Consider the following 17,329-nt stretch of genomic DNA (forward strand, 5'->3'; position numbering starts at 1 on the left):
ACGTTGTTGAGAATAATGCGGTGATTGTCATGACTCAGGTTGGTCTTGCAAAAAAACAGCGCATCGATGTGCGGACCAGTGGCGCTGTGAAACAGTTGTTGCAGGAAGCGGCGCGAACCGATCATAAGAGTGTCAGCGAGTTCCTGCTAGACGCAGGCATCACTGCCGCCAATCAAGCACTCGCCGCACGGCATCGTTTCGTCCTTGATGAGGAGCAATGGCAGGCCTTTCACGAGGCCTTGGATCGTCCGGTGCAGCATAAGCCAGAACTGAAGCGCCTGCTCAGCCAGCCTGGGGTGCTGGATTGACCCGACCCCATGACCCCATCCGCAAGCTGAACGCCTAGCCGACGCGGCCTTTGCACTCTAATCTGGCTGGGCTTGGCATTCCGATTGGGCTTGCCATTCTGGCACCAGCGCGCGGAGGGCCTGCACAAGTCCCAGCGTATCCGCCTGCTCGACCGCTGCCCGCGCTTGGTCTAGGGCAGTACTAACCTCATCAGGCACAACCTGCGCGCGCCGTGCGGCATGGATCTTTGCGTGCTTGGTCTCGATCAGATCCTCGCGCTCGTAGAACAGTTCCTCGTAGAGCTTCTCGCCGGGGCGCAGCCCGGTGTATTCAATGCGAATCTCCCGCTCCGGTTCACGCCCGGCGAGCCGAATCATCTGCTCGGCCAGGTAGCGGATCTTGACCGGCTCGCCCATGTCGAGGACGAAGATCTCGCCGCCGGTGCCGATGAGCGCGGCCTGCATGATCAGCTGGCAGGCCTCGGGGATGGTCATGAAGAAGCGCTCGATCTCGGGATGGGTCACGGTGACCGGGCCGCCTTGCTCGATCTGGGCGCGGAAGCGCGGCACGACGCTGCCGGCGGAGTCGAGCACGTTGCCGAAGCGCAGGGTGATGAAGCGCGTGCTCGAGCGCTGGGCGCGGGCCTGGCAGATGACCTCGGCGGCGCGCTTGGTGGCGCCCATGACGTTGGCCGGGTTCACCGCCTTATCGGTCGAGATCAGCACGAAACGCTCGCAGCCGTGGCGGTCGGCGCAGTCGGCGACGATCTCGGTACCGAGCAGGTTGTTGCGCACCGCGGCGCGGATCTGGGCCTCGAGCATCGGCACGTGTTTGTAGGCGGCGGCATGGAAGACGGTCTGTGGACGCTCGCGCTCGAACAGCTGTTGCATCGCCACTTGATCGGTCACATCGGCCAGATGGACGCTGAAGTCAGGGGCATCCGCTCGGGCCGCGAGTTCGAGGTCGAGCCGATAGAGGTTCAGCTCGCTGTTATCGGCCAGCACCAGTCGGCTCGGCCGCGCGGCGACGATTTGGCGACACAGCTCGGAGCCGATCGAGCCGCCGGCGCCGGTGACCAGGATCACGCGGTCGGTGAGGCCAGCGCGGATCGCCGCCCAGTCGAGCTGAACCGGGTTGCGCCCGAGCAGATCCGCGATCGACACCGGCCGCAGCTGGTTGATGGTGATGTCCCCGGCCAACACCGACTTGAGCTGAGGCACGGTTCGGAACGGCTTTCCGGTGCGCTCGCAGAGCTCGACCAGCCGCTGCATCTCGGCATCGGAGGCGGTGGGTACCGCGAGCATGATCAGGTCGATGGCCAGTGACTCGACTAAGGTCGGGATCTGCGCCGAGCTGCCCTTGACCGGCACGCCGTGGATATCGCCACCTTGACGGCGCAGCTTGTCATCGACGAAGGCGACTGGGTTGTATTGGCGGCTGCGGTCGCGAAGCATGTCTCGGACCAGCATCTCACCGGCCCGATCAGCGCCGACCACCAAGACGCGCTCGCCGGGGTGCAGACCAAGACTGTGGTCCTTGAGGCGGCGGTAGAGCAGCCGCGGCCCTGCCAGGCCAATCAACTGAAACACCAGGAATAAGGGCGGCACCGAGCGCGGCAGGAACTCGTTGCGGCTGAGGACGAAGAGCGCCAGCACGACCAGTAGCGTGCTGACGGTCGCCGCTTGGGCGATGCGCGACAGATCCGGCAGCGAGGCGAAGCGCCACACACCCCGATACAGCCCAAAGGTGGAGTAGACCAGCGCACAGATCAGCATCACCAGCGGCAGGAGCTCCCAGGCCGCACCCCAGAACTCGGCTGGCACATTGCCGAGGTTGAAGCGCATCCAGTAGGCGCCGATCCAGGCGATCGGCACCCAGAGCAGATCGTGCAGGAAGGCCAGGAAACGGGAGCGCAGCCGCTCGTACCAGCGCGTGACCATCCTGGGTTAGCCGCGAGCGATGCGCTCGGCGAGGCCGACGCGCAGATGAATCAGCACAAAGATCAGTGCCCAACCGGCGATGAGCTGCCAGTGCTCGCTGGTCGTCAGGCGAGGGGCGGCTAGGGCGCTCGCGGCTGCCGCCGCCATCAGCGCCAGTGCCCAGTAGAGGGTGCGGCGATGGCCCCAGCCAGCCAAGACCAGGCGTTGGTAATGATGTGAGCGATGCGCGTCCCAGAGGCGCTCTCCCCGACGGGCCCGACGCAGCAGGGTCCAAGTGGCATCGACGATGAACGGCGAGAAGATCAACCCACTAATCCAGAGCGGAAACAGGCCGACGCTCGCACCCCAGAGGCTGAGACCGGCGGCGAGTAGGCCGAGGCTCGAGGCGCCGATATCGCCGAGAAAGATCCGGGCTGGCGGCAGATTGCGGGTGAGGAAGCCAGCTGCGGCGGCGGCCACGGCAGCGCAGCAGAGGCTATAGGGGAGGTCGCCGGCAGTGTAGCCGAGCAGGGCCAAGGTGCCGAAGCCGATGCTGGCCATGCCGCCGGCCAAGCCGTCCATGCCGTCCATGAAGTTATAGAGGTTGAGCATCCAGATACTGTAGAGGAGGGTCAGCGGCAGCGCGAGCAGCAACGGCAATGGGATCAGGGGCCCAGGCAGCCCGAGGTGATCCCAACGCAACCCACCCCACCACAGCAGCAGTGCGGCCATCAGATGGACCAGTAGCCGCAACCGTCGCGAGAGGTCGACGCGATCATCCCAGAACGAGACCCCGGCCACCAACAGGAGGGCACTGCCCAGCCAGGGCAGCAACGCCGCGCTAGCACGCGCCTCGGCGCTGGTCACTGGGCTCAGCCTGCTCGACCAAAGCCCAGTAGCGAGACCAACGGCCCAGCCGGCCAGGAGGCCAGCCCCCAGCCCAGCGAGCAGGGCGATACCGCCGGTGCGTGGAACCGGGTGCGCGTGCAGCGAGCGCTCGTTGGGATGATCGAGCACCTGGAAGATCGCGAGGCGTCCCTGCGCAAGCAGCGCCGTCAGCAGCGCGCTGACCGCAAAGGCACTGAGGCTCAGGGCCGCCAGCGCGAACAGGCCCGCGAACTGCCCCAGAGCGGGAGAGGGCGCATCCATCAGCCGGACTCAATCAGCCGGGTCGCATCAGCTTCGCCTCGACCGCGCCACGACGATCGGCACCCAGTAGAAGCTCGATCAGATGCAGCGCAAAGTCCATCGCCGTGCCGGGGCCGCGGGAGGTGACGACCTTGCCGTCGGTGACCACTGGCTGCTCAAGCAGCCGGATCTCGGGATAGCGCTCTGGATCAATGGCTCCGGGAAAGCTTGTCGCCGAGCGGCCATCGAGCAGCCCGGTGCTGGCAAGCACGATGGGGGCCGCGCAGATGGCCGCACTCCAGCGATCCGCCGCGGCCTGGCGGGCGAGCAGATCGTGGATGCGGATGTCGTGATCAAGGTGGGTCGCACCGGGCTGGCCACCGGGCAGCACGACCATGTCAAAGTCATTCTCGACGACATCGTCAAGATCGGCATCAGGCACCAGCAGGGTGCCACGGCTACAGGTCACGGGGCCAGGCTCCAGGCCAGCGGTGGTGACCTCGATCTCCGCGCGGCGCAGGAGATCAATAATGGTCACCGCCTCCAGCTCTTCGCAGCCGGGAGCGAGCGGGACAAGCACGCGAGGCATCTTGGGTCTCTCCGGGTTACAGCAGATTCAAAGGGACGCTCAATCAACGGCCTCTTCAGCCGGTTTCTCAGAGGCTTCTTCAGCGGGCATTTCAGCAGCCGGTGCTTCAGCGGGTGCTTCTTCAGCGGGCATTTCTTCGGTGGACGCTTCTGCAGCTGGCGCTGCTTCAGCCGGCTCTTCAGCAGCGGGAACTTCAGCAGCTGGGACAGTATCCGCCTTGTCTTCAGCCTGAGGACGCTCGGCCACCGCCGGGGCCTGCCCCAGGATGACCAACCCCTTGAGCACATTAAGGGCCTCAGAAAGCTGATAATCTCGGGCTGCGAGGGGCTTGTCCTTGGCTGTCTCTTCGGTTTTCTTTCCTGTTTTCTCTTCGTCGCCCTCGTCAGTCGCATCCATCTGAATCTCAATGGCGGGCTCAATGGCGTTGCCGTCTTGGTCTTCAAGGTGGCGGATCAGGTTGGCCTCTTTCAGCGGCGACAGGTCGGGGTCGGAGGTCAGGGTCAGGCTGCCACGCTCAAGGATGATATCGGGCACGATACCCAGGGCCTGGATCGAGCGCCCGGCCGGGGTGTAGTAACGCGCCGTCGTGAGCTTCAGCGCGGTGCGCTCATCGACCGGAATGATGGTTTGCACCGAGCCCTTGCCGAAGGTTTCGTTGCCCATGATGAGCGCGCGACGCTGGTCTTGTAGGGCGCCCGCGACGATCTCGGAGGCCGAGGCACTACCGCCGTTGACCAGCACGACCAGCGGTGCTCCATCCAGCACATCGTCCGGGCCGGCATGGAACTCAAGCTTGGCATCCTCGAGCCGGCCCTTGGTGTAGACGATCAGTCCCTCTTCAAGGAAGGCATCACTGACCCCAACCGCTGTGTTGAGCACGCCGCCAGGATTATTCCGCAGATCGAGCACCACGCCCTTGAGGGGGCCCTCGTTCTCGCGCTTGAGCGTCTTGACGGCCGCGAGCAGGTCATCGGTGGTGCGGGCCTGAAAGTTGGCGATGCGCAGGTAGCCATAGCCAGGCTCGAGGAGGCGCTGCTTGACGGAGGCCACCTTGATCACGGCACGCTCGAGCCGAACGCGCAGGGGCGCCGACTCGCCATCCCGCATCAGCGTGAGCTCAATCGCGCTCCCGGGCTTGCCGCGCATTAGCTCGACCGCGTCGCTCAGGCTCATCCCCTTCACCGGCTTCTCATCGATGCGCACGATCAGATCGCCGGCCTGGATGCCGGCCCGCTGAGCGGGCGTATCGTCCATTGGCGCGATCACCTTGACGAAGCCATCCTCCATGCCGACCTCGATGCCGAGACCGCCAAATTCGCCGGTGGTGCCCACCTGAAGATCATCATACTGATCGGGATCGAGATAGGCCGAATGCGGGTCAAGGCCGGCGAGCATGCCGCGAATGGCGCTCGAGAGCAGCTCGCGATCCTCAACCCGCTCGACATAGTCACTCTTGATGCGACCAAAGACCTCCGCGAAGATCCGCAGCTCGTCCAGCGGCAGCCCCTCTGGCTCCTCTTCCTCGGACGCCTCCGCAGCGGCCTGGATGCGCTGCCGCACCTCTTCGACGCTCGGCTCGGGGCGCGTACCGGTCGGCTTAAAGCCCGGTGGTGGTGGCTGTATGATCGGCTCGCTCCCTGTGTCGCGCTCGGCGGGCGACTGCACCTCGGACTCAGGCATGGCTGCCGGCTGGGCAAAAGCGCTCGGCGACAGGCCGAGGCTTAGGAGGGCGATGAGGAGGGTACCTGAAAAAGCGCCTGAACAGGCGCCTGAGAAAGCGCTTGAGCGGGCGTTGGGTCGGGCAAAAACGGCTGGCTGGCTGTTGGTCATGTCTGGGTCCCGTGGGCGTGCAACTTAGCCCGGCTGATGTGTTCTTTAAGGCTCACCTGAGCTATTGAGGACGTTTTGATGATCGCGTTCCCGCATCTGGACAGGCCTGTCCATCACGGCCGGTCTATCACAGCGGGATTGAGGCTGATCACTCGCGGCTGGCCTGGCACCATCGGGCGGGGTCGATGGCGCGACCCTGATGACGGATCGCGAAGTAGAGCCCCTTGGTATCGAGACCACCGCTGTTGCCGGCCAGGGCAATGAGATCGCCCGCCGCGACCCATTCCCCGACCTCCTTGAGCAGCGCTTGACAGTGCCCATACAGCGACAGGTAGCCTTCACCATGATCGATGACGATCAACATGCCGAACCCCCGCAGCCAATCGGCATAGGCGACTCGACCGTGATGCACGGCCCTGACCTCAGCGCCTCCAGTGGCCGCCAACAAGACGCCATCGGCATGCAGGGCGCCTTGCTGACGCCCTTCGCCAAAGCCGCGCAAGAGGCGTGCACCCTCTAACGGCCAGGCCAACTGCCCACGCAGATCACTGATGGCGTCCTGACTGAGATCAACCTCGTCGGCAATCTCGGCCTCGCGCTTGAGTCGCTCGATCAGCGCGGTCATCGCCGCGGCATCGGCCTCCAAAACCTTTGCCTGGCGCTGATCGTCGGCAATGCTCTGTTCAAGCGCGCCCAGGATGTGCTGCCGGGCTTGCAGCGCCGCTTCAAGACGCTCGCGCGTCTGATCCTGCTTCGTTGCGAGTCGCGCTAGGCGCGTCGTCTCCTCTCGCTCCTGTTGCTCGAGCTGCTGCAAAGCCGCCACGAGCTTGCGAATCTGCTCAACCCGAGCCGCACGCCTCGCGCCAAGAACCTGATAATAACCCAAGATGCGTTCGGCTCGGCCCGGATCCGTCTGATCTGCCTGATCCGTCTGGCCAAGCAACAAGCGGACCTCATCTCCACGCCCCATCGCATAGGCGGCGCGCACAAAGTCTGCGAGTTCGGCGCGCGCAGCCTGGAGCTCAGCGCGCTTGGCCTGGAGCTGGCCCGTTGTGGCCGCCAGCGCCTCCTGCTGATTGGCCACCATCAGTCCAAGCTGATGCTTGGACTTCGAGAGCGCGTCGATGTCCTGCTCGAACTGCTGGAGCTCCTCCAGTAAGGCGTCTCGATAGTCAAGATGATCCGTGATGCCCTCGCGCAGCTGTGCCAGTCTGGCCTGTAGCTGTGCGAGCTCCGCTTCGTGCTGACGCACGAGATCCGGCTCCGAATCAGCCACTGCCGTCGGTATTGTCACTGCAACCACCAACGCCCAGCCTAGCCCGAGGCCAGCATCGAGCCAGCAGCGCAGTCGAAACAATGACGTTGATCGATGAAGACTTGTCAGACCCCTGGAAAGGTTTATCATCGTTTTATGAAGCGTTGATATTTGGACCCACGTCATGGCATCAGAAGATCAGGTACTCGATCAGCAGCTCGATCAAGAGCTGGACGCGGATCCACCGCTCAAGCATGGGCCGGCAGGAGAGTATGGGTTGGGCTTTTCAGAACTGGAGCTGTTCGCGGACGATGCCGATATCGAGCGGGCCTCGCGGTCGCTGAAGGCGATGTCGCATCCGTTGCGGCTAAAAATCCTCTGCACGCTCGGCGATGAAGAGGTGAGCGTACAGGACATCGTCGATCACGTCGGCACCTCTCAGAGCAATATATCGCAGCATCTTGCCATCCTGCGCGACAAGGGCATCCTAGCGGCACGCAAGGATGCCAACCGTGTCTATTATCGTGTCGGCGATGCCCGGACTCTGCGACTCATCGGCATGATGCGCGAGGTCTTCTGTAGCCGCGCACCTTAGATTGGGCCTGGGAGTGGGCCTGGCGTCGACTGCAGGTGACGTCGAACCTCCAGATCCTTATACTTGTGGGTTGATTTCACCGCACCGCGACGCCCCTTGCGGCGGCACGGGCCTGCCAAAGTCGACATCTTCCCCATGCTGCTCGAATTCGTCGGAAACCACTGGGTGCTGTTCGCGGCACTCGGCGTCATCCTCGGCCTCCTGACCTTCTCGCTGATCATCGGCGAAAAGGGATCGGTCGACCCAGGTGCCGCAACCCTGATGATTAACCAGCGCGATGCTGCGGTGATCGACGTCCGATCTGCCGCGGATTTCGCCAAGGGACATATCATCAATGCCGTCAATGTGCCCATGAATGGCTTCAAGAAGCAGACCGCGGCACTGTCGCGTTACAAAGATGGGCCGGTGATCGTCAATTGCCGCTCGGGCTCACAATCGCAGGCCGCCTGCCATGTGCTGCGCAAGGCCGGCTTCAACGAGGTCTACAACCTCAAGGGTGGCATCATGGCTTGGGAAGCGGCCAACCTGCCCTTGACGCGCAAGAAGCGCTAACGCCCGTTTGCAGCCGATTCGCTGCCTCTTCGCACCCCGCATGCTCAACCCTTTCTCAATTTCAGCTCAGCATTAGCTCAGCGTTCAGACTGACCGGAGGCTCTATGGCCGAGAATCAACAGCAGCAAGGCGAGCGCCAATTTGCCCTGCGCAGCATCTATATCAAAGACCTGTCCTACGAAGCACCGAATGCGCCAGAGATCTTCCGGCAGGAATGGAAGCCCGAGACCTCGTTACACCTCGATATCAAGCTGACCTCGCTCAGCGAGGACACCCATGAGATCATGCTCAGGGTTACCGTGACGACCAAAGTGGGCGAGCAGACGGCGTACCTCATCGAGGTTCAGCAGGCGGGCATCATCAGCGTCGCTGGTTTCGCGCAAGAGGAGCTTGGCCCCCTCTTTTATGTGTATTGCCCAAGCCTGCTGTTTCCTTATGCACGCCAGGCCGTCTCTGATCTGGTCGTCAAGGGTGGCTTCCCACACCTGGTGCTCCAGCATGTGAGCTTCGATGCTATTTACGCACAGAAGCAGGCCGAACAGGCCGCACAGGGCAATGCCACGGCAGCTCCAGGTCAGGCTGGCGCGCCTGCGGCGGGCGAGAAAACTCACTAGGATTGGGATCGATGCAGCGCATCGCGGTCATTGGAGCGGGGTCTTGGGGCACGGCGCTTGCCGTGCTCTTGGCGAGGAATGGCCATCAGACACCCCTCTGGAGCCATGACCCGGAGCAGGTCGCCGCATTGCAGCGCGACCGCGAGAACAAGAGCTTTCTGCCAGGCATCGCACTGCCGGACCTGATTCAGCCAACCGCCTCGCTCGAGCAGGCGCTCGAGGGTGCGACGGGCATCTTGGTCGCGGTCCCCAGTCAGTTCTTCGCCGCTGTGCTCGGCGCCGCGGCACCCTTCCTGCCGCCTGACCTCGGCGTGCTCTGGGCCACTAAAGGTTTTGACTTGGCGAGCGGTCGGCTCCTGCATGAGGTGGTGCTCGAACGCACGGGGACGCGGGAGCTGGCGGTCCTCTCAGGCCCCAGTTTCGCGATGGAGGTTGCACAAGGCTTGCCCACGGCGGTCACCCTGGCGGCATCCAACCAGGCATTTGCTGAACACTGCGCGGCCTGGGTCCACTCGGAGCGGTTTCGCGCCTACACCCATGATGATCTGATCGGCGTGCAGGTTGGCGGGGCGGCAAAGAATGTCCTTGCCATCGCCACCGGCATTGCGGATGGCCTGGGCTTTGGTGCGAACACGCGGGCAGCACTGATCACACGCGGACTTGCCGAGTTGATTCGCCTCGGGACTGCACTTGGCGCTCGCAGCGAGACCTTCATGGGCTTGGCGGGCCTTGGCGACCTGGTGCTGACCTGTACCGATAATCAGTCTCGGAACCGGCGGCTTGGCCTCGCCTTAGCTCGTGGCGAGACCGCAACCGCTGCCATCGCGCAGATCGGTCAGGAGGTCGAGGGCGTCATCACGGCTCAGGCCGTGCATCGAATCGCCCGCGAGCACCAGGTCGAGATGCCCATCTCCGAACAGGTCTATGCGGTGCTCCATGAGAGCCAGACGCCAGAGGCCGCGACCCGGCGCCTATTAGAGCGTTCTGGTCGATCGGAGTTCGACTGATCAGCGGAACCCATGCTGGCGCCAGGCCTCGTAGACGACCACGGCCACCGCGTTCGCGAGATTGAGGCTGCGGTTGTTGGGTCGCATCGGTAGCCGAAGTCGCTGCTCCCTTGGCACCGATTCACGCAAGTCAGCCGGCAAGCCGCGCGTCTCAGGGCCGAAGAGAAAGGCATCGCCGGGCTGGAAGCGTTGATCTGAATAGATGCTTTGGCTCTTGGTGCTCAGAGTGAACAGACGCGCGTTGCCGATGACATGCTGGCAAGATTGCATGCTTGCATGTACTCGCACACCCACCCACTCACGATAATCGAGCCCGGCTCGTCGCAGTCGGCGATCATTGAGCTCGAAACCCAGGGGCTCGATCAGGTGCAAGCTGGCCCCGGTGTTTGCACAGAGTCGCATCACATTGCCAGTGTTTGGCGGGATCTCGGGTTGGTACAGAATGACATGGAACATCGCTGCGCTGCTTGACCGATTATCAATCGAGCATGATATATTAGCTCTTTGCCATATCGTTTATGAGCGGGGAGAACACCATGACTGACATCGCTGCCTTGAAGAAAGAGAAGCAGGATCTGATCGACAAGATGCTCGAGATGCAGAAGCAATTCATCGATTACGAGCACGAGAATGGCATCAGCGGTAAGGATTATTGGGCCTCGCAAGAGGGTTTGTTGGCGAACTACCGTCAGGAATACTCCGACATGGCGAACCGCGTTGTCGATATCGCGCACGAGATCGTCGGCTCGAGTCGCATCTAAGGTGGCAGCGGGGCTCGCCCCGCATGGTCCCGCCATCAACAAGCCCCAGCGCCTGTCTCAGGTGCTGGGGCTTTTTCTTAGTCGGGCTTTCTCTTAGCCGGTCGATTTTTAGGCAGCCCCTTCGTCCTGAGGGCGGATATGCTCGATATACTTCGGCGTGTCCTGCATCAACAGCCGAAGGGTCTCGCCTTGCGCGATGATGCGCGCATCGCTGCCGCGGAGCTTAAGATCACAGCGGCAATGGCCGCGACTGTCAAGCGGGATGGGGATCATGTCGCGATAGGTGTAGACGTTTTCGTCGATGTCGCCGCCCTCGCAGATGAGCCTGTCTCCGGACGGGACTTCCGGGAGCGGCTCGAGCAGCTCGGCATTGTCGAGCAGAAGTTCGCCCGCCTGCCACCAGAGTGTCTTTTCCGCGGAGCCAGTCATCGTCTTGATAATATAGGCGCGTGCAAAGGAGACGCTGAGCTTTCCATCGGCGAAACGGATCTCGGCAAGCTCGGAGCCGGGAAGACGGATACTGCTACTGTCCACTGCTGAAGTCCTAGGCTGGATGGGTTGAGGATGTGACCGCCGAGAGCGCGCTGGGGCTCAGCATCAGGCCATCGGGTCGTTCGTATCGAGATGGGGCGTGCTGGTCGTGATTGCCAGCATCGGCTAGGTCCGCGCGATCCCGCTCAGCTGCTCACGGTGCCGGCTTGATCCTCTTCGCTGAGGTCATCCGCCCCCTCGGCGCCTTCCGCTTCCATCCCCAACTCCTTGATCTTGCGCGTCAGCGTATTGCGGCCCCAGCCCAAGAGCTTGGCGGCTTCTTGGCGCCGCCCGCCTGTATGCTCGAGGGCCGATTCGATCAGAATGCGCTCGAACGAGGGTAGGGCAGCATCGAGGATGCCTCGCTCGCCCTGCTGTAAGCGGCGACGGGTCCAGGTGCGCAGTGAGCCTTCCCACTGCTCATCGGCATGGGCCGCTGCCGAGATCCCCTCAAGATCGGAGGGCAGATCGCATACATGGATCTGCTTGCTGGAGGCCATCACGGTCAACCAACGGGCGGTGTTCTCGAGCTGGCGCACATTACCCGGCCATTCCAACCGTTCAAGCCGCTCCAGCGCATCATTGGCCAAGACCTTGGCCTCGCAGCCAAGCTCTTTGGCAGCTTGGGCGAGAAAATGGCGCATCAGCAAGCCAATGTCTTCGCGGCGGTCGCGCAACGCCGGCAAATGGATGCGGATGACATTCAGGCGATGGAATAGATCCTCACGGAAACTGCCCTTGGCGACCAGCTCGCGCAGGTTTTGATGGGTGGCGGCGATGATGCGCACATCGACCTTGATCGGCGTCAGACCGCCGACTCGGTAGAACTCGCCATCCGCCAGGACCCGCAGCAGCCGCGTCTGGAGCTCGGCGGGCATGTCGCCGATCTCGTCGAGGAACAGGGTGCCGCCATCGGCCTGCTCAAATCGGCCTTCGCGGCGGGTCTGCGCGCCGGTAAAGGCGCCACGCTCATGGCCGAATAGCTCGGATTCCATTAGATCGCGTGGGATCGCGGCCATGTTTAGGGCGATAAAAGGTGCCTGTGAGCGTGGACTGTGCCGATGCAGAGCATGCGCGACCAGTTCCTTGCCGGTGCCAGACTCGCCATTGATCAGCACGGTGATGTTGGAGCGCGCCAGACGGCCGATCGCGCGGAAGACCTCCTGCATCGACGGCGCTTCCCCGATGATATCCGGACTGTGCGGGAGCGGAGGTAGCTCGGCCGCCGCCTCATTCTGTTTTCGGCAGGCTCGCTGGACCTGATCTACAGCCTCATCGATATCAAAGGGTTTGGGCAGGTACTCGAAGGCACCGCCATGAAAGGCAGAAACCGCGCTGTTAAGATCAGAGTGCGCGGTCATGATGATGACGGGCAGTTGAGGGTAACGCCCGGTGACCTGCTCCAGCAGCTCAAGGCCATCGATCCCCGGCATGCGGATATCGGAGAGGATCACATCCGGCATCTCGCGCTCTAGCGCATCCATGACGCCGACGCCGTTCGAGAAGCTGGTGACATCCATCTCGGCCTGTCGCAAGGCGCGTTCGAGCACCCAGCGAATCGAACGGTCGTCGTCGATCACCCAAATCCTGGGCACTCTATTCATGGGGCAGCTCCAGCGGAAGATAGACCAGGAAGGTGGTGCAGCCGGAACGGCTCTCGCATTCGATCAAGCCTTGATGCTGGTGGACCAGCTCCTGGGCGATCGCGAGCCCAAGCCCCGTTCCACCGGAACGCCCGGACACCATTGGGAAGAAGATCCGGTTCATCAGTTCCTCGGGGATGCCTGGCCCGTCGTCCTCGATTTCGACCACCAAGACCAGCCGATGACGAACGGCGCCAACAGTGAACTGCCGCATCACTCGGGTACGCAGCTTGACCTGTCCATGCTGGCCGGCGGCCTGAGCCGCATTGCGGGCGATGTTCAGAATGGCCTGGATCAGTCGATCTGGATCGGCCTCAAGATTCGGAATACTTGGATCATAGTCCCGTATGATCTCAGGCCCAGAGGGAAACTCGGCGGTGAGCAGTCCGCGCACATGCTCGATGACATGATGAATGTTGAGGGAACTGCGATGCGGCAGGTTATTCGGGCCAAGCATCCGATTGAGCAAGGTCTGTAATCGATCGGCTTCATCGATGATGATGCGGGTGTATTCGCGGAGCCCAGGGCTTGGTAGCTCACGCTCCAGCAGCTGAGCCGCGCCCCGTAGGCCGCCCAAGGGGTTCTTGATCTCGTGGGCTAACCCGCGCAGCAGTGCTTGAGTCGCATGGTGCTGCGAGATGAGATATTCCTCGCGCGCGATCCGCAGCTGACGGTCGACCTGTTGCATCTCCATCAGGAGATCGTAGGGCTCATCAACGGGATGCAGCGGTAAGACCGTGCAGTTGACGCGAATGATCTGGCGATCCGGACGCTTGACCTCGACCTCCCGCTCGGTGAAGGGCTGTCGCGTCTCGAGCGATTCCCGCAAGCGACTCTCCACGGCATCTGTCGGGCAGGGCACCAGATTCCCTGCTGCCTCGCCGAGTACTGTTTTCGCGCTGACGGCAAGCAGATTCTCGCCGGCGATATTGATGTAGCGCAGGCGGAGATGGCGATCGAAGAGCAGCACAGCCGTGCTGAGGTTATCCAATATCATGGTGCCAAGCCGGCTCAGTCCGCTCTGTGTTTCGTTCATCAGGGGTTGTGTCGTCGCTTGGCTCCAATCTTTGGTCCAGCAAGCAAACAACGAGCCAGATCAGAGCTGCATGCCGATGTTCAGACCATCGCCGACGGCCTGAAAGCACTCCGAGGTCGATCCAAAACCGATTGATTAGCAAGAGGTTATCGATAACCACCTGATGAGCATCGATGGCCACCCGGTACTGTCTGAGGCTGCTGCGCCAAGCAGGCTCAGGATAGCGCACTAGCCTAGTGCCTGACGCACATGATGAGTGCATTCAAATGCACCAGGGGCGGACAGGGAGGTTTGAAAACGGAAGAGAGGAGGGGGAAGGAGACTTAAACCTAAACAGAGCATTTAACCGCAGATGACGCAGATTAACGCAGAGATTTCAATACATTGCAGCCGTTCATAGCTTCACCTGATGGCCAGCCTTGCTAAACCTGCTAAGACCTTGTTTTATATTATTTTAATCTGTGAAATTCTGCGTCATCTGCGGTTTATAGGTTGAAGAGTGAAGAAGGAGGAAGGTTGAAAGGGAAGGGAAGGGAAGGGAAGGGAAGGGAAGGGAAGGAGAGAAGAGGAGAGGAGAGGAGAGGAGAGGAGAGGTGTTTCGTGAACTGGGATTCGGGTTCGGTTGGGCTTCCTTGCCCGGTTCGGCGGCTGGTTTGAACCGCTGTTTGATGGGGATCAGAGGCTGTAGTAGAGGTCGAATTCGACCGGGTGGGTGCTCATGCGTAGCTGGGTGACTTCGTCCATCTTCAGCTTGATGTAGCCGTCGATGACGTCGTCTGTGAAGACGCCTCCAGCGGTCAGGAACTCTCGATCTTTATCCAGTGCATCCAGGGCTTGGTCGAGCGCGAAGCAGACTTGTGGGATGGCCTTTTCTTCTTCCGGCGGCAGGTCGTAGAGATCCTTGTCCATGGCGTCGCCTGGGTGGATCTTGTTTTGGATGCCGTCAAGGCCGGCCATCATCATCGCTGAAAACGACAGATAGGGATTGCCGGTGGAATCCGGGAAGCGCACCTCGATACGGCGCCCCTTGGGATTGGAGTCATGCGGGATACGGATTGAGGCCGAACGGTTCTTGGACGAGTAGGCCAACATCACGGGCGCCTCGAATCCAGGGACCAGCCGTTTGTAGGAGTTGGTCGAGGCGTTGGTCAGCGCGTTCAGAGCGCGGGCGTGCTTGATGATGCCGCCGATATAGTAGAGCGCGGTTTCAGAGAGGCCGGCGTATTTGTCTCCGGCAAAGATGTTGACACCATCTTTTGCCAGCGACTGATGCACATGCATTCCTGTGCCATTGTCGCCGACCAGCGGCTTCGGCATGAAGGTTGCGGTCTTGCCGTAAGCATGGGCGACGTTCTGGATCACGTACTTGGTGATCTGGTTCATGTCTGCACGACGCACCAGCGGTCCGAATCGAGTACCGATTTCACACTGACCGGCGGTCGCGACCTCATGATGATGCACCTCGACCTGGACCCCCATCTCTTCGAGGGCAAGACACATGGCCGCGCGGAGATCATTGAGGGAATCGACCGGCGGGACTGGGAAGTAGCCACCCTTGACACTGGGGCGATGTCCCATGTTGCCATCTTCGAAGACCCGCTCGGAGTTCCACTCAGCCTCTTCGGAATCCACCTTGTAGAAGGCGCCGCCCATGCTGAGGCCCCAGCGGACGTCATCGAAGATAAAGAATTCAGGCTCTGGTCCAAAGAAAGCGGTATCGGCAATGCCGGTGGAGGCGAGATAGGCCTCAGCCCGCTTGGCGACGGAGCGCGGATCACGCTCGTAGCCCTGCATAGTCGCGGGCTCCAGAATGTCGCACCGGATGATCAGGGTCTTCTCATCGGTGAAGGGGTCCATCACCGCCGTCTCGGCCTCGGGCATCAAGACCATGTCGGACGCCTCAATGCCTTTCCAACCGGCGATTGAGGAGCCGTCGAACATCTTTCCATCTTGGAAAATGGCTTCATCGATGACTCGGGCCGGGAGCGAGACGTGCTGCTCCTTGCCGCGAGTATCCGTAAACCGGAGGTCCACGAATTTTACGTCCTCGTCTTTGATGGTCTTCAACACGTCAGTGGCGGACATCTGCGAAATCTCCCGCTGTTTGTCTTCGGCTAAGGATGGGTTTGGATGCTTAGGTGAGCGCATTGCGCCCAACCCGAGATCGCAGGCAATCGATCGAACGGTGAGCTCGGTTATGAGCTTGGCCCATCTTAAACTCGGATCGCGCAACTGCTATCAGCGTCGAAATAAGCAGGTTACGTGCCATTGCAGCGGGCAGGCCCAAGGCAAGCAGCCTAAGACAGCGCAGAACCGCGCAAAGCCGGCAGATGCACCAAAATAGACCATGCGGCCCGTATAGATGCCTCAAAATAGGGCGCCAGGATCATTTCATTTGAAGGCGCCAAGCTTAACCAAAGTAGATCCGAACCTCGGCGAAGCGAGGGTCCGCCTGAAGCGCTGCCTGGAGTCGATCACGAAGTCGATGTGCCGCTGGCTCGTCGGTAAAGGTTCGCAGTGGGAAAAAGAGATCGACCGTGATCGCCCCGTCCAAGTAGTGCAGCAGCAGGCGTTTGCGGGTCAAGGCCTCTGGGATCGGCTTCCACAGCTGATCGAGGCGCTCGATGACTTCGGTGCGCATTGGCAATCCCTGGGTCGGCACTGCACGCTCGTCGTCTTCCGGATCGATGTGAACCGTGACGTCGGACATCCGATCGATGGTTTCCATCAGGCGTTCTTGCACCAATAGGCTGATGGCATGCCCTTCAGAGACGCTGATATCGGGGTCGACCAAGACATGGACATCGGCTGAGGCGTTGCCGCCGATCGTTCGGGTGCGCAGCATGTGGACATCGCGAACACCGGTACTCCGGAGGATGATCTGGCTAATCTCGCGCAACCGCTCAGGGCTGAGTGCGGTATCGACCAGCTCACGGGTGGCCGCCGAGCCAAGATCCCAGGCGATCTTTGCGATCATCACGGCGACGATCACCGAAGCCACGGAATCGAGGTAGGGCAGGCCGGCGAGCGTCCCGGCCACCCCGATCAGGACCACGATTGAGGAGATGGCATCGGAGCGATGATGCCAGGCATTCGCCAACAGCAGATCGGAGTGGACGCGCAGACCGTAGGCGCGGGTGTACCAGTAGAGCGCCTCTTTGGCGAGGATCGAGAGTCCTGCTGCATAGAGTGCGATCGGCGCTGGCTGCAGGAGCGCAGCTGGCTGAAACAGGCGTTCTGTGGCATCCCAGGCAATGCCGATGGCGACGGCGATGAGCAAAAAGCCGAGCACCAAGGTCGCCACTGTCTCGAAGCGCCCATGGCCATAGGGATGCTCGGCGTCTGGTCCTTTGGCGGCCTTGTGGCCTGCAAACCAGACCAGCAGATCAGACAAGAGGTCAGACAGTGAGTGGATGCCGTCGGCGATCAGCGCATGGGATTGGCCGATCCAGCCAGCGGTGATCTTGATGGCCGAGAGCAGTAGGTTGATGACCGCGCCCACTAGGGTGGTGCGCTTGATCGCCCCTGCTCGCGCCTGGCGTGCGGTGGTGTCCATGGGCTGTCTCGAGGCGTCTGCGCTG

The 17,329-nt window shown here is 61.8% G+C and carries 17 protein-coding genes; 6 read left to right on the forward strand and 11 right to left on the reverse strand.

Features of this window, described 5'->3' with window-relative positions; all coding sequences use genetic code 11:
• Positions 1-29 precede the first annotated feature (29 nt).
• Positions 30-308 carry a DUF1778 domain-containing protein gene (locus tag VBE63_RS00255; RefSeq protein ID WP_323681034.1) on the forward strand — a complete coding sequence of 93 codons (279 nt, stop codon included), beginning with the start codon at positions 30-32 and terminating at the stop codon, positions 306-308.
• 57 nt (positions 309-365) lie between these two features.
• Here VBE63_RS00255 and VBE63_RS00260 read toward each other — a convergent pair whose 3' ends face one another.
• The 5 genes from VBE63_RS00260 to VBE63_RS00280 form a co-directional block, all read right to left on the reverse strand.
• Entirely contained in the window at positions 366-2,228 is a 1,863-nt protein-coding gene (locus VBE63_RS00260; protein ID WP_323680981.1) for a nucleoside-diphosphate sugar epimerase/dehydratase, read from the reverse strand.
• A gap of 6 nt (positions 2,229-2,234) precedes the next feature.
• The gene (locus VBE63_RS00265; RefSeq protein ID WP_323680982.1) at positions 2,235-3,356 is read right to left on the reverse strand and encodes a glycosyl transferase; all 1,122 of its coding nucleotides are present in this window, start codon (positions 3,354-3,356) and stop codon (positions 2,235-2,237) included.
• A 13-nt stretch (positions 3,357-3,369) separates the two neighbouring features.
• Positions 3,370-3,924 carry a DJ-1 family glyoxalase III gene (locus tag VBE63_RS00270; protein WP_323680983.1) on the reverse strand — a complete coding sequence of 185 codons (555 nt, stop codon included), beginning with the start codon at positions 3,922-3,924 and terminating at the stop codon, positions 3,370-3,372.
• Between the two features lie 39 nt (positions 3,925-3,963).
• Complete coding sequence (locus tag VBE63_RS00275) at positions 3,964-5,604, reverse strand: S41 family peptidase (RefSeq protein ID WP_323680984.1); 1,641 nt, start codon at positions 5,602-5,604, stop codon at positions 3,964-3,966.
• A 298-nt stretch (positions 5,605-5,902) separates the two neighbouring features.
• Positions 5,903-7,111: a murein hydrolase activator EnvC family protein gene (locus tag VBE63_RS00280; RefSeq protein WP_323680985.1), complete on the reverse strand. Its 1,209-nt coding sequence runs from the start codon at positions 7,109-7,111 to the stop codon at positions 5,903-5,905.
• A gap of 82 nt (positions 7,112-7,193) precedes the next feature.
• Here VBE63_RS00280 and VBE63_RS00285 point away from each other — a divergent pair, with 82 nt between their 5' ends.
• From VBE63_RS00285 to VBE63_RS00300, 4 genes are all read left to right on the forward strand, one after another.
• Positions 7,194-7,604, forward strand: a complete 411-nt coding sequence (locus VBE63_RS00285; RefSeq protein ID WP_323680986.1) for a metalloregulator ArsR/SmtB family transcription factor — start codon at positions 7,194-7,196, stop codon at positions 7,602-7,604.
• Positions 7,605-7,739: 135 nt separating this feature from the next.
• A complete protein-coding gene (locus tag VBE63_RS00290; RefSeq protein WP_323680987.1) occupies positions 7,740-8,156 on the forward strand; it encodes a rhodanese-like domain-containing protein in 417 nt (138 codons plus the stop codon).
• Between the two features lie 104 nt (positions 8,157-8,260).
• Positions 8,261-8,770, forward strand: a complete 510-nt coding sequence (gene secB / locus VBE63_RS00295) for a protein-export chaperone SecB (RefSeq protein ID WP_323680988.1) — start codon at positions 8,261-8,263, stop codon at positions 8,768-8,770.
• Positions 8,771-8,781: 11 nt separating this feature from the next.
• On the forward strand, positions 8,782-9,777 hold the full coding sequence (locus tag VBE63_RS00300; RefSeq protein WP_323680989.1) for an NAD(P)H-dependent glycerol-3-phosphate dehydrogenase: 996 nt from the start codon (positions 8,782-8,784) through the stop codon (positions 9,775-9,777).
• Here the strand turns inward: VBE63_RS00300 and VBE63_RS00305 are convergent, their stop codons facing one another.
• Entirely contained in the window at positions 9,778-10,233 is a 456-nt protein-coding gene (locus VBE63_RS00305; protein ID WP_323680990.1) for a tRNA (cytidine(34)-2'-O)-methyltransferase, read from the reverse strand.
• 80 nt (positions 10,234-10,313) lie between these two features.
• Between VBE63_RS00305 and VBE63_RS00310 the strand changes: the two genes are divergently transcribed.
• Entirely contained in the window at positions 10,314-10,538 is a 225-nt protein-coding gene (locus VBE63_RS00310; protein WP_323680991.1) for a hypothetical protein, read from the forward strand.
• Positions 10,539-10,646: 108 nt separating this feature from the next.
• Here the strand turns inward: VBE63_RS00310 and VBE63_RS00315 are convergent, their stop codons facing one another.
• From VBE63_RS00315 to VBE63_RS00335, 5 genes are all read right to left on the reverse strand, one after another.
• On the reverse strand, positions 10,647-11,072 hold the full coding sequence (locus VBE63_RS00315) for a hypothetical protein (RefSeq protein WP_323680992.1): 426 nt from the start codon (positions 11,070-11,072) through the stop codon (positions 10,647-10,649).
• A gap of 143 nt (positions 11,073-11,215) precedes the next feature.
• On the reverse strand, positions 11,216-12,673 hold the full coding sequence (gene ntrC, locus VBE63_RS00320) for a nitrogen regulation protein NR(I) (protein ID WP_323680993.1): 1,458 nt from the start codon (positions 12,671-12,673) through the stop codon (positions 11,216-11,218).
• Positions 12,666-13,748 carry a nitrogen regulation protein NR(II) gene (gene glnL, locus VBE63_RS00325; RefSeq protein WP_323680994.1) on the reverse strand — a complete coding sequence of 361 codons (1,083 nt, stop codon included), beginning with the start codon at positions 13,746-13,748 and terminating at the stop codon, positions 12,666-12,668. The genes ntrC and glnL overlap by 8 nt, the downstream gene beginning before the upstream one ends.
• A 675-nt stretch (positions 13,749-14,423) precedes the next feature.
• Positions 14,424-15,833 carry a glutamate--ammonia ligase gene (glnA, locus tag VBE63_RS00330; protein ID WP_323680995.1) on the reverse strand — a complete coding sequence of 470 codons (1,410 nt, stop codon included), beginning with the start codon at positions 15,831-15,833 and terminating at the stop codon, positions 14,424-14,426.
• A gap of 325 nt (positions 15,834-16,158) precedes the next feature.
• A complete protein-coding gene (locus VBE63_RS00335; protein WP_323680996.1) occupies positions 16,159-17,304 on the reverse strand; it encodes a cation diffusion facilitator family transporter in 1,146 nt (381 codons plus the stop codon).
• Positions 17,305-17,329: the final 25 nt, after the last annotated feature.

The sequence above is a fragment of the Lamprobacter sp. genome (assembly GCF_034860625.1).
Taxonomy (GTDB): Bacteria; Pseudomonadota; Gammaproteobacteria; order Chromatiales; family Chromatiaceae; genus Lamprobacter.